We start from the raw sequence: 12,488 nt of genomic DNA on the forward strand, positions 1-12,488 counted from the left end.
AGTAGGCGCGGGCCGGGCGCGGCCGGGTGCTCGGGGCGTGCGGCTCAGTCCTCGCCGTAGCGGGGATCCACCGTCTCCGGCGTCAGGCCGAGCAGCTCGGCGACCTGCTCCACGACGATCTCGTGGACCAGCGCCGCCCGCTCGTCGCGTCCCTTGGTGCGGATCTCCACGGGCCGCCGGTACACCACCACGCGCGCCCGCCGGCCGTCGCGCGCCGGGACGATCCCGCCCAGCGGCACCGCCTCGTCGTTCCACGGCTGTCCCGGGCCGTCCAGCCGCGGCACCTCCAGCACCAGGAAATCGATGTCGGTGAGCTGCGGCCAGTGCCGCTCGAGACGGTCCACGGAGTCCTGCACCAGGTCCGCGAACACCTCGGCGCGGCTCGCCGCGAGCGGCACCTGCGGCGGCGCGATCGGCCCGCGCATCCCCCGGCCGTGGCGATCACGGCGGCGGGGCCCGGGGCCCGTGGCACGGGGCGGTACGGCGTTGTCCATCACTGGTGCAGCGTAGTCCCCGGCGCCCTGCCGCGCCCGACCTGCGGGTGACGGTTCAGCCACGGTGAGTCGGCACCGCGTGACCTGTCACGGGCTGACCATTCCAGCCAACTTCGGCTCGTTTCCGTATCTCTCCATGACCGCGGACCTCAAGCCGATTGGTGGTGTTTGTACTGAGAAATGACCGGATCGCGATCCGGCGCAGGCCAGGGAGCCGGACGTCGGCGCAGGTCAGCGACGCCGCTCTGGAAAAGTGTGTGCGACGTTTCACAGCCCGACACGGGGGAGTGACCTGGTGGAGAGTCGTCGCGGCCCGCTCAAGAGTGCGGTACCGTCCAACATCGTGAGCCCTGTACGTCGCTGTTCGCGCACCGCCTGCGGCCGACCCGCCGTCGCGACGCTGACGTACGTCTACGCCGACTCGACCGCGGTCCTCGGCCCGCTCGCCACCTACGCCGAACCCCACTGCTACGACCTGTGCGCCGAGCACTCCGAGCGCCTCACCGCCCCGCGCGGCTGGGAGGTCGTCCGCCTGCTGGACGGCTCCGCTCCCGCGCGGCCCAGCGGGGACGACCTGGAAGCGCTGGCCAACGCCGTCCGCGAGGCGGCCCGCCCCCAGGAACGGGCCGCCGGGGCCGGCGGCGGGGCACGCTCGGCGGACCCCATGGAGGTCGCCCGCCGCGGCCATCTGCGGGTCCTGCGCTCACCCGACAACTGAGCCGCAGCTCCTTCCAGGACTGAGCCGTAGCTCCTTCCAGGACTGAGCTTGACCTGAGGTTACGGCTCGCCGTCCACTCGGTGTCCGCCCCTTCCGCAGCCGATACGGGCGGGTAGGTTGGGGCGACCGACGGGGACGTTCAGGAGGAAGTGGCCGTGGCTGGTGATCTGTCGCAGCTCGTGAAGGCGTACGACGTGCGCGGGGTGGTTCCGGACCAGTGGGACGAGTCGCTGGCCGAACTGTTCGGCATGGCCTTCGCCCAGGTGACCGGCGCCGACGCGATCGTCGTCGGCCACGACATGCGGCCCTCCTCGCCCGGCCTGTCCCGCGCCTTCGCACGCGGCGCGACGGCACGCGGCGTGGACGTCACCGAGATCGGCCTGTGCTCGACGGACCAGCTGTACTACGCCTCCGGCGCGCTGAACCTGCCCGGCGCGATGTTCACGGCCTCGCACAACCCGGCCCAGTACAACGGCATCAAGATGTGCCGGGCGGCCGCCGCGCCCGTCGGCCAGGACACGGGGCTGGCCGAGATCCGCGCGCTGGTGGAGCAGTGGAGCGGCTCCGGCGCCCCGGAGCCGGCCGCGGCGCCGGGAACCGTGGGTGCGCGCGAGACGTTGGAGGATTACGCGGCCCACCTGAAGTCCCTCGTCGACCTGACCTCCATCCGGCCCCTGAAGGTCGTCGTCGACGCGGGCAACGGCATGGGCGGTCACACCGTGCCCACGGTGCTGGACGGCCTGCCCGTGGAACTTGTCCCGATGTACTTCGAACTGGACGGCTCTTTCCCCAACCACGAGGCCAATCCGCTGGACCCGGCCAACCTGGTCGACCTTCAGCGGCGCGTGCGCGAGGAGGGCGCCGACCTCGGCCTGGCCTTCGACGGCGACGCCGACCGCTGCTTCGTCGTGGACGAGCGGGGCGAGCCGGTGCCGCCGTCGGCGATCACCGCGCTGGTCGCGTCGCGGGAGCTGGCGCGCAACGGGGGCAAGGGCACGATCATCCACAACCTGATCACCTCCTGGTCGGTGCCGGAGGTCGTCGAGGAGCACGGGGGCACGCCGGTGCGCACCCGCGTCGGTCACTCCTTCATCAAGGCGGAGATGGCACGGACCGGGGCGATCTTCGGCGGCGAGCACTCCGCGCACTACTACTTCCGCGACTTCTGGAACGCGGACACGGGGATGCTGGCGGCGCTGCACGTCCTCGCGGCCCTCGGGGAACAGGACGGTCCGCTGTCGGCGCTGGTGGCCCAGTACGACCGTTACGCCGGCTCCGGCGAGATCAACTCCACCGTCGCTGACCAGGGGGCCCGCGTGGCGGCGATCCGCGCGGCGTACGAGGGGCGCGCGGGCGTGACCCTGGACACGCTCGACGGGCTCACGGTCAGCGCGGCCGACTGGTGGTTCAACGTCCGCCCGTCCAACACGGAACCGCTGCTGCGGCTGAACGCGGAGGCGCGGGACGCTGCGCTGATGGCTGAGGTGCGGGATGAGGTGCTCGGGATCATCCGGGGGTGACGGTGCCTGCGGCGCCGGGTGCCTGTGGCGCTGGGTCGTCGTTTGTCTGCGGGTGCGTTGTGGCTGGTCGCGAGTGCCTGCGGCGCTGGGTCGTGTGTCGGGTGCGGGTTGCGTTGTGGCTGGTCGCGCAGTTCCCCGCGCCCCTTAAATGCCTGCGGCGGCCCGTTGCGGTCCGGTGGCCGGTTGCTGTCGCGCCTGCGGTGCGTTGTGAGTCGGGGCCGGGGCGGGGGGTGTCCGTCCTCGGTCCGGCCGTCCGTTTCCGACGCGGGTGCCCTGTGCCGGTGCCGGACGCTGCGGGCGGACACCCCCCACCCCGTCCCCTTCCCGCCGTCGGCGGCTGCACCAACACCGTGGCGCGCCTTCAACCCCGAGAGCTGCGGTGAGGGCCCCAACCCCCGGCCGGCCACGGCGCCGGGCACGCCGGGCGGGTTGTCCACAGCCCACCGCATGGGGCCCTTCCCGGCGGTACGCTGACCAGGCACTACCCCACACCGCCGTATCCGAAGGGACAGCCCATGCCGCTCGAAGCCGGCCTCCTGGAGATCCTCGCCTGCCCGGCGTGCCACGCCCCCCTCAAGGAGCAGGACACCGAGCTGATCTGCACCGGTCAGGACTGCGGCCTGGCGTATCCGGTCCGCGACGGCATCCCCGTGCTGCTCGTCGACGAGGCCCGCCGCCCGGCGTAACACCGCCGCGAAAGCCCGCGTACCGACGACTCGGCGATCGGAGACTGCCGCCATGCTCGACGAATCGCTGCTCGACAGGCCGGAGGCCCTGGCCGAGGCGGACCGCCGCGCCCTGCTGCGCGGGGCCGCCGAGGCCGGCGCCCGCGTCCGCACCGCCGCCCGGCACGCCGCCGAGGCCGGCATCAACGGGCTCAAACCCGACGGGCGCCCCCGCGCCGTGCTCATCGCCGGGCCCGGCGCCGCCGCCACCCACGCCGCCGACCTGCTCGGCACCCTCGCCGGCCCCGGAAGTCCCGTCATCCGGCTCGCACCCACCGGCGTCGCGCCCGCCGCGGGCGCGCTGCGCTGGGAGCTGCCCGGCTGGGCCGGATCCGTCGACCTGCTGCTGATCGCCACCCCGGACGGCACCGAGCCCTCCCTCTCCCAGCTCGCCGAGCAGGCCTACCGCCGCGGCTGCACGGTCGCCGCCGTCGCCCCCGGCGGTACCCCCCTCGCCGAGGCCGCCGCGGGCGCCCACGGACTGTTCCTGCCGATGGCGACCGCGCCGTACGACCAGGACGAACCGCTCGCCGCCTCCGCGCCGGGCGTCCTGTGGGCGCTGCTCACCCCGCTGCTCGCCCTGCTGGACCGCATCGGCCTGCTCGCCGCGCCCCCCGGCGCCCTGGAGAAGGTCGCCGACCGCCTCGACCACGTCGCCGAACGCTGCGGCCCCGCCATCGCGACGTACAGCAACCCGGCCAAGACCCTCGCCGCCGAACTCGCCGACGCGCTGCCCCTCGTCTGGACCGAGGGGACCTCCGCGGGACCGGCCGGCCGCCGCTTCGCCGCCGCGCTCGCGGAGCTGTCCGGGATCCCCGCGGTCGTCGCCGAACTGCCCGAGGCGCTCGCCGCGCACAGCGCCCTGCTCGCCGGCCCGCTGGCCGCCGGTTCGGACCCGGACGACTTCTTCCGCGACCGCGTGGAGGAGCCGCCCGCGATGCACGCGCGCGTGGTGCTGCTGCGCGACCGTCCCATCAGCAGCCTCACCGCCGCCCCGGCCGCCCGCGACCTGGCCCTCAGCCATGACACGCCGATCAGCGAACTGGAACCGGAGGAGGGCGACGAGCTGGAGACCCTCGCCGAGCTGATCGCCATCACCGATTTCGCCGCCGTTTACCTGGCCGTCGCGTCAAGAGCCTGATCTTTTCCCGGGCACGCCGGCCCGCGCCGAACGCCCCGTCCTCGGCCCGCACGCATCCCGCAGGAAGACCCCATGGACCGCCTCGCCAACACCGTCCGCCCCTACGCCTGGGGTTCCACCACCGCGATCCCGCACCTGCTCGGCGTGGAGCCGACCGGCGAACCGCAGGCGGAGATGTGGATGGGCGCGCACCCGGGCGCTCCCTCGCGCACCGGGCGCGGCACCCTCGCCGACGTCATCGCGGCCGCCCCCGAGCGGGAACTGGGCGCCGCGGCCGTGGCCAAGTTCGGCCCGCGCCTGCCGTTCCTGCTCAAGCTGCTCGCCGCCGGCGCGCCGCTCTCCCTCCAGGTCCACCCGAACCTGGCACAGGCCCAGCAGGGATACGCCGACGAGGAGCGCCGCGCCATCCCGCTCGACGCCCCGCACCGCAACTACAAGGACGCCAACCACAAACCCGAACTGATCTGCGCGCTCACCGAGTTCGACGGCCTGTGCGGCTTCCGTGACCCGGTCCACACGGCCGACCTGCTGGCCGGTCTCGGCGTCGACTCCCTCAAGCCGTACGTCGACCTGCTGCACGCCCACCCCGAGGACGCGGCCCTGCGTGAGGTGCTCACCGCCATCCTCACCGCGGACCGCGAGGAGATGGCCCACACCGTCGCCGAGGCCGCGGCCGCGTGCGACCGGCTCGGCGGCGACTACGCCCCCTACGCAGGTCTCGCCCACCACTACCCGGGCGACCCCGGCGTCATCGCCGCGATGCTCCTCAACCACGTCCGGCTCCAGCCCGGTGAGGCCCTCTACCTCGGCGCCGGCATCCCGCACGCCTACCTCGACGGCCTGGGCGTGGAGATCATGGCCAACTCCGACAACGTCCTGCGCTGCGGCCTGACCCCCAAGCACGTCGACGTTCCCGAACTGCTGCGCGTCGTCCGCTTCGAGGCGAGCGACGCGGGTGTGCTGCGCCCGGAGGCCTCACCGGACGGCGAGGAGGTCTACGAGACCCCCATCGACGAGTTCCGCCTGTCCCGTTACGTCCTGCCGGAGGGCGGCGCCGTTCACGACGTCACCCGGCCCACCCCGCAGATCCTGCTGTGCACCGCGGGCGCCGTCCGGGCCGGGGAGCACGAGCTGACCGCGGGTCAGTCCGTCTTCGTGCCGGCGGGGGAGAAGGCCGAGGTGTCCGGCGCGGGCACGCTGTTCCGGGCGACCGTGATCGCCTGACAGCGGCTCCCCGCACCCGTTCCGTGTGATCGTATGACCGCCCTTGTGGACACTCGGGACGCCTGAGCCGGGCAGGCTGCAAGAATGGCCCACCGGCAAAGGGCGGGCAAAGGCCCGGGACGGGCATCACACACGCAGGCGAAGGGACAACGCGGACACATGAGCGCGTCAGGCGGCACCAGGGCGATCGTGGCGGCACTCGGCGCCAACCTCGCGATCGCGGTATCGAAGTTCGTGGCGTTCGCGTTCAGCGGCTCGTCGTCGATGCTGGCCGAGGGAGTGCACTCGGTCGCCGACTCCGGCAACCAGTTCCTGCTGCTCGTCGGCGGCAAGCGCGCCCAGCGCCAGGCCACCCCGCAGCACCCCTTCGGCTACGGCCGCGAGCGGTTCATCTACGCCTTCCTCGTCTCCATCGTGCTGTTCTCGGTCGGCGGCATGTTCGCCATCTACGAGGGCTACGAGAAGATCCGGCACCCGCACGAACTGGAGCACTGGTACTGGCCGGTGAGCGTCCTCGTCTTCGCGGTCATCGCCGAGGGCTTCTCCTTCCGCACGGCCATCAAGGAGTCCAACGAACTGCGCGGCAGGCTCTCCTGGGCGCAGTTCATCCGCCGCGCCAAGGCTCCCGAGCTGCCCGTCGTCCTGCTCGAGGACTTCGGCGCGCTCATCGGCCTGGTCCTCGCCCTCTTCGGCGTCGGCCTGTCCCTGCTCACCGGCGACGGCGTCTGGGACGGCATCGGCACGGTCTGCATCGGCGTGCTGCTCGTCCTCATCGCGCTCGTCCTGGCCGCCGAGACCAAGTCGCTGCTGCTCGGCGAGGCCGCCGGCGCCGAGGAGGTCAAGAAGATCGAGGCCGCGATCGTCGACGGCCACACCGTCAGCCGCATCATCCACATGCGCACGCTCCACCTCGGCCCCGAGGAATTGCTCATCGCCGCCAAGATCGCCGTCCAGCACGACGACACCGCCGCCGAGGTCGCCGGCGCCATCGACGCCGCCGAGGCCCGCATCCGCGCGGCCGTGCCCATCGCGCGCGTCATCTACCTCGAGCCCGACATCTACAGCGAGGCCGAGGCCGCCAAGGGCCCCGACCCCGAGGCCACCCCGGGCGGCCCGACCCCGCAGAGCGCCGGGCACTGACCCGCCGCTACGGCCGCGTCATCCACGGCGGCGCGGGCGGCACCAGCGCCCGCGCCCTGCGCCGCACAGCCACCGCGGCGATCCCGAGCCCGGCACCGGTCAGCACCAGCACCACCGCGACGATCAGCGCCGTCCCGAGCCGCCCGGGCACGGTGTGGTCGTCGATCACCCGGCCCCGCACCGCGGACAGCGGCACCGTCCCGCCCTGGTCGTCGAGGAACGCCCGCGAGTCCCGGGCGTCCCCCCGGTTGTCCCCCGCAGGAACAGCCGGCCCTGCGGCACCCGCACGTCGTAACGCTCGAAGACGATCCGGTCACCGGGACCGCACGTCGGCCGCATGCTCTCGCCCCGCACCACAGAACTGCCGTACGTGGACCTTTTCCGCGGGCGCAGAGCGTAGCGGCCCGCTCCCCGACGTCGGTGACCCGCCCACCCCCGGCCCACCGGCCCCGATGACCCGGCACAGCCTCGCCTCACGCCCGGCGCTTTGCGATGCGGACTGGGGACGACCCGGCCGACCGTGTAGCTTGGGAGGGAGCCAGACGTCGCTGCTGATGGCGGTCGGGCGGTCCCGCCGCGGACCGACCGAGGGAGAGAGGGCCTCCGACGGACTGCGCTGCGCGCACGCGGGCATGCCTGTGTCCTCTTTCGGGCACCCCTGTGCCCGCCGCCGCGCAGACCAGCCCAGCCGTACCCACCCTCGACCCAATCCCGAGGAGCAGCTCGCATGACGACTGTCGACAACCGACAGGACTTCAAGGTCGCCGACCTCTCCCTGGCCGAGTTCGGCCGCAAGGAGATCACCCTCGCCGAGCACGAGATGCCCGGCCTGATGGCGATCCGCAAGGAGTACGCCGAGGCGCAGCCCCTGGCCGGCGCGCGCGTCACCGGTTCCCTGCACATGACCGTCCAGACCGCGGTCCTCATCGAGACCCTGGTCGCCCTGGGCGCCGAGGTCCGCTGGGCCTCCTGCAACATCTTCTCCACCCAGGACCACGCCGCCGCGGCCATCGCCGTCGGCCCGAACGGCACGCCCGAGAACCCGCAGGGCGTACCGGTGTTCGCCTGGAAGGGCGAGAGCCTCGAGGAGTACTGGTGGTGCACCGAGCAGGCCCTGACCTGGCCCGGCACCCCCACCGGCGGCCCCAACATGATCCTCGACGACGGCGGTGACGCCACCCTCCTCGTCCACAAGGGCGTCGAGTACGAGAAGGACGGCAAGGTCCCCTCGCCCGACACCGCCGAGTCCGACGAGCACCGCGTCATCCTCGAGCTGCTCACCCGCACCGTCGCCGAGACCCCGCAGAAGTGGACCCAGCTGGCGTCCGAGATCCGCGGGGTCACGGAGGAGACGACGACGGGCGTGCACCGCCTGTACGAGATGATGCGTGACGGGACGCTGCTGTTCCCGGCGATCAACGTGAACGACTCGGTGACGAAGTCGAAGTTCGACAACAAGTACGGCTGCCGTCACTCGCTCATCGACGGCATCAACCGGGCCACCGATGTGCTGATCGGCGGCAAGACGGCCGTCGTGTGCGGCTATGGCGACGTGGGCAAGGGCTGCGCGGAGTCGCTGCGGGGTCAGGGCGCCCGTGTGATCGTCACGGAGATCGACCCGATCTGCGCGCTGCAGGCGGCGATGGACGGCTACCAGGTCACCACCCTGGACGATGTCGTCGAGTCGGCGGACATCTTCATCACCACGACCGGCAACAAGGACATCATCATGGCCTCGGACATGGCCAGGATGAAGCACCAGGCGATCGTGGGGAACATCGGTCACTTCGACAACGAGATCGACATGGCCGGCCTCGCGAAGATCCCCGGCATCGTCAAGGACGAGGTCAAGCCGCAGGTCCACACCTGGACGTTCCCGGACGGCAAGAAGATCATCGTGCTGTCCGAGGGCCGCCTGCTGAACCTGGGCAACGCCACCGGTCACCCCTCGTTCGTGATGTCCAACTCCTTCGCGAACCAGACGATCGCGCAGATCGAGCTGTTCACCAAGCAGTCGGAGTACCCGACCGGTGTCTACGTGCTGCCCAAGCACCTCGACGAGAAGGTCGCCCGCCTCCACCTGGACGCCCTCGGCGTGAAGCTCACCCGGCTGCGCCCGGAGCAGGCGGCGTACATCGGCGTCGATGTCGACGGCCCGTACAAGGCCGACCACTACCGCTACTGATCACGCGTCGGCAGCGCCGACCGAGGTCCGAGGCAGGCCCCCGCACCCCCGTGCCGGGGGCCTGCCCCATGTCCCGGACCAGCCCGTCACGACTGGCCGGAAACCGGTGACGCCTCGCCCCATCCGCCGGAACGCCCCATCCGCCGGAACGCCCCGTCACGATCCAGGACCCCCATGCCCCGCGGCCGCTATTCGCTCCATGATCCGCACGATCACACCCTCCTCGCGGAAGAACACTTCCAGTGCGCCCCCGGCCCCTCCGGCTGGCGCTATGTCTCGCGGCTGACCACCCCGGCCGGCGATCACCGCGGCTCGGTCGACCTCACCCTCGACGAGCTGGGCCGTCCCCTCCGCCTGGAACTCCACGCGGGCGACTGGCAGGTGCGCGGCGCCGCCCTCGACGGCGTCACCTGGGTCCGCACCGACCCCACCGGCTCCCATGCCACCGAAGGCAATGTGCGCGCCCACGCCTTCACCGGCACCTCCCCCGCGTTCCTCGTCGCCACCGCTCGTCTCCTGCGCCTCACCCCCTCCGCTCCCGCGACCCGCGTACGCCTCGTCGCCTTCACGGACCCCGTCCTCGCCCCCCGCACCGTGGACCAGTCCTGGACCTTGCTGAAAAGCGAAGCACACCCCACTGACAACGGCCCCCTGACCGTGGACGAATACCAGGTCACAGCCCTGGACACGGGCGAGCAGCACACCGTGCACATCGCCGGCGACGTGGTCCTCGCAGCGCCCGGCATCGAGCTGGAGGACCTTGAGTCACCGCCGTCCGTCTTTCCCTGAGCAGTCCGGTCCCGGGGCCGACCCGGGGAGGATCATGCGGGAGGAGCGAAGCCCGTGCGGGAGCGCCCGTCCGCCGGCTCGGCGGGGGAGACGGCGGGAGCGGACGGGGCAGCCGGGGCCGTAGCAGAAGACGCGGAGGACGAAGACGCGGAGGACGGCGTCCCGCCCGGGTCGGCGAACGACGCCGGGGGAGCGGGGAAGGCGGCAGAAGCGTTCGCGCTCGGCCCACCCTCCCCGGGCGTCGCCGCCTGCGGTCCTCCGGTGAAGGCGCGCCGGGCCTCCCTGGCCTGCCGCTCCTGCAGGACCGCCGCGAGAAACGCGCCCGCCGGGATCCCCGGCGGCACCGGAACTCCCGTACGCGACGCGAGATCGGCGGCGAGACGCTGCGCCATGTCAGCGCCGACCTGCGGGTCCAGCTGCTGCATCCGCGTCAGGTACTGACGGATGGCGAGCCACAGCCCGTCCGGCACCGCCGACAGGTCCAACTGCCCGAACCGCCCCGCCAGCCACGGCGGCGGAGGCGGCAGGAAAGCCGACCGCGTCTGCGGCACCCGCTCCCGCACCACCAGCGTCCCCGCAAACACATCACCCAGCCGCCGCCCCCGCTCCGACACCAGCGAGGCGATGCAGGCCACGACCCCGAACGTCAGCAGGATCTCCACCACGCCGACCGCGCCCCGCACCAGTGCATGGCGGAACCGGATCGGCCCACCGTCGTCCCGCACCACCCGCAGCCCGGCCGCCAGCTTCCCCAGCGACCGCCCATGACTGAGCGTCTCGACGGCGATCGGGCCGCCCACCAGCACCAGCACGAACGTCCCGATCGACACCGCCGTCTGCGCCGCCTCGTCCAAGGAAGCCGTCGCCACCAGCAGGACCAAGGTCACCATCGTGTACGCCGCCATGGCGACGGCCAGATCGATCAGTACGGCGAGTGCCCTGCTGGGCAGTTTCGCGGGCCGTAGCTCCAACGCCACCGCCTCGCCCGTCACCAGCTCACTCACGCCCGACGCCCCTTCCCCTGACCTGCCCTGAGAACCGCCAGTCTGCCAAGCTGAGGGCGCATCGCGCCGCAGTACGACAAGCTGACCCCCGGCCGAGCCGCCGACGAACCGCGCAGGAGCAGGCACACCGATGGACCTCGACGTCTTCGTCTCCGCCCACCGAGCCGAGTGGGAACGCCTCGACAACCTGCTCGGGCGCCGGCGCCGCCTCACCGGAGCCGAAGCCGACGAACTCGTCGCCCTCTATCAGCGCACGGCCACCCATCTCTCCGTGATCCAGTCCAGCGCTCCCGATCCGCAGCTGACCGGCCGGCTCAGCCAGCTCGTCGCACGCGCGCGTAACGCGGTGACGGGCACCCGGCGCGCCTCGTGGCGGGACGTGACCCGTTTCCTGACCCGCGGCTTCCCCGCCGCCGTCTACCGCTCCCGCCATTGGTGGGTACCCGCCGCGCTGCTGTCCGTCGTGGTCGCCGCCCTGCTCGGCTGGTGGATCGGCACCCACCCCGAGGTCCAGTCCGCCATCGCCGCCCCAGGCGAGCTGCGCCGGCTCACCCGCCCGGGCGGCGAGTACGAGACCTACTACTCGAGCCACCCCGCCGCCTCCTTCGCCGCCCAGGTGTGGACGAACAACGCTCAGGCGGCCGCCGTCTGCCTGGTCATGGGCGTCTTCCTCGGTCTGCCGGTCCTGTGGATCCTCTTCCTGAACATGCTCAACCTGGGCGTCGGGATCGGCCTGATGTCCTCCGCCGGCCGCCTCGACACCTTCCTCGGCCTGGTCCTCCCGCACGGCCTGCTCGAACTGACGGCGGTCTTCATCGCCGCCGGCACCGGCCTGCGCCTGGGCTGGACCGTCATCGACCCCGGCCCGCGCTCCCGCCGTGCCGCCCTGGCCGAGGAAGGCCGGGCCGCCATCGGCATGGCCATCGGCCTCGCACTCGTCCTCTTCGTCTCCGGCGCGATCGAAGGCTTCGTCACCCCGTCGGGCCTGCCGACATGGGCCCGCATCGCCATCGGCATCGCCGCCGAGACGGCCTTCCTGACGTACGTCTACGTGCTGGGCGGGAGAGCTGTCCGACAGGGCGAGAGCGGGGACGTGGAGGCAGCGGAGCGCAGCGCCACGCTGCCGGTGGCCGCCTGATGTGCATCCACCCCTCCGGAGCTGTTAATCTCTCCTTCGCCCCGGAAACCCCGTTGACACGGAGTGGCCGAGGAGGTAGATTCGAACAGTTGCCTGGAACTGGACATGGTCCGGTCGGCTACAGTGAGTATCTGCGGGCTCAAAGGAACATCGATTCCAGCGAGTCACCCCGATGAATCGGAAATGAACGGCTGATCAAACAGCCTGAAACATCTGATAAAGTCGGAACCGCCGGAAAGGGAAACGCGAGAGCGGAAACCTGGAAAGCACCGAGGAAATCGGATCGGAAAGATCTGATAGAGTCGGAAACGCAAGACCGAAGGGAAGCCCGGAGGAAAGCCCGAGAGGGTGAGTACAAAGGAAGCGACCGTTCCTTGAGAACTCAACAGCGTGCCAAAAGTCAACGCCAG

General features: G+C 71.9%; 13 protein-coding genes. 9 read left to right on the top strand and 4 right to left on the bottom strand.

Features of this window, described 5'->3' with window-relative positions:
- Positions 1-44 precede the first annotated feature (44 nt).
- Positions 45-494 (bottom strand): metallopeptidase family protein, encoded by a 450-nt coding sequence (locus tag AC0B9F_RS20470; RefSeq protein WP_472004594.1) that lies wholly within the window; start codon positions 492-494, stop codon positions 45-47.
- A gap of 295 nt (positions 495-789) precedes the next feature.
- On the opposite strand from AC0B9F_RS20470, the gene AC0B9F_RS20475 reads away from it, so the two are divergent.
- From AC0B9F_RS20475 to AC0B9F_RS20500, 6 genes are all read left to right on the top strand, one after another.
- The gene (locus tag AC0B9F_RS20475; RefSeq protein ID WP_363263239.1) at positions 790-1,212 is read left to right on the top strand and encodes a DUF3499 domain-containing protein; all 423 of its coding nucleotides are present in this window, start codon (positions 790-792) and stop codon (positions 1,210-1,212) included.
- 155 nt (positions 1,213-1,367) lie between these two features.
- On the top strand, positions 1,368-2,732 hold the full coding sequence (locus tag AC0B9F_RS20480; RefSeq protein ID WP_472004536.1) for a phosphomannomutase/phosphoglucomutase: 1,365 nt from the start codon (positions 1,368-1,370) through the stop codon (positions 2,730-2,732).
- Between the two features lie 515 nt (positions 2,733-3,247).
- Positions 3,248-3,418, top strand: coding sequence for a Trm112 family protein (locus tag AC0B9F_RS20485; protein WP_007382472.1), 171 nt, complete (start codon positions 3,248-3,250; stop codon positions 3,416-3,418).
- 52 nt (positions 3,419-3,470) lie between these two features.
- Positions 3,471-4,598 (top strand): SIS domain-containing protein, encoded by a 1,128-nt coding sequence (locus tag AC0B9F_RS20490; protein WP_472004538.1) that lies wholly within the window; start codon positions 3,471-3,473, stop codon positions 4,596-4,598.
- A 72-nt stretch (positions 4,599-4,670) separates the two neighbouring features.
- Positions 4,671-5,822, top strand: coding sequence for a mannose-6-phosphate isomerase, class I (gene manA, locus AC0B9F_RS20495; RefSeq protein WP_472004540.1), 1,152 nt, complete (start codon positions 4,671-4,673; stop codon positions 5,820-5,822).
- Between the two features lie 159 nt (positions 5,823-5,981).
- Complete coding sequence (locus tag AC0B9F_RS20500; RefSeq protein ID WP_472004541.1) at positions 5,982-6,962, top strand: cation diffusion facilitator family transporter; 981 nt, start codon at positions 5,982-5,984, stop codon at positions 6,960-6,962.
- A 7-nt stretch (positions 6,963-6,969) separates the two neighbouring features.
- Here the strand turns inward: AC0B9F_RS20500 and AC0B9F_RS20505 are convergent, their stop codons facing one another.
- Positions 6,970-7,158: a hypothetical protein gene (locus AC0B9F_RS20505; RefSeq protein WP_472004542.1), complete on the bottom strand. Its 189-nt coding sequence runs from the start codon at positions 7,156-7,158 to the stop codon at positions 6,970-6,972.
- A 531-nt stretch (positions 7,159-7,689) separates the two neighbouring features.
- Between AC0B9F_RS20505 and ahcY the strand changes: the two genes are divergently transcribed.
- On the top strand, positions 7,690-9,147 hold the full coding sequence (ahcY, locus tag AC0B9F_RS20510) for an adenosylhomocysteinase (RefSeq protein WP_472004544.1): 1,458 nt from the start codon (positions 7,690-7,692) through the stop codon (positions 9,145-9,147).
- 174 nt (positions 9,148-9,321) lie between these two features.
- Positions 9,322-9,936: a hypothetical protein gene (locus AC0B9F_RS20515; protein WP_472004546.1), complete on the top strand. Its 615-nt coding sequence runs from the start codon at positions 9,322-9,324 to the stop codon at positions 9,934-9,936.
- Between the two features lie 32 nt (positions 9,937-9,968).
- Here the strand turns inward: AC0B9F_RS20515 and AC0B9F_RS20520 are convergent, their stop codons facing one another.
- On the bottom strand, positions 9,969-10,940 hold the full coding sequence (locus AC0B9F_RS20520) for an RDD family protein (protein ID WP_472004548.1): 972 nt from the start codon (positions 10,938-10,940) through the stop codon (positions 9,969-9,971).
- A gap of 130 nt (positions 10,941-11,070) precedes the next feature.
- Between AC0B9F_RS20520 and AC0B9F_RS20525 the strand changes: the two genes are divergently transcribed.
- Entirely contained in the window at positions 11,071-12,078 is a 1,008-nt protein-coding gene (locus AC0B9F_RS20525) for a stage II sporulation protein M (RefSeq protein ID WP_472004550.1), read from the top strand.
- A gap of 164 nt (positions 12,079-12,242) precedes the next feature.
- Here the strand turns inward: AC0B9F_RS20525 and AC0B9F_RS20530 are convergent.
- The coding region (locus AC0B9F_RS20530) for a hypothetical protein (protein ID WP_472004552.1) at positions 12,243-12,488 on the bottom strand (246 nt) is incomplete at its 5' end.

The organism is Streptomyces sp. NPDC097129, from assembly GCF_055668065.1.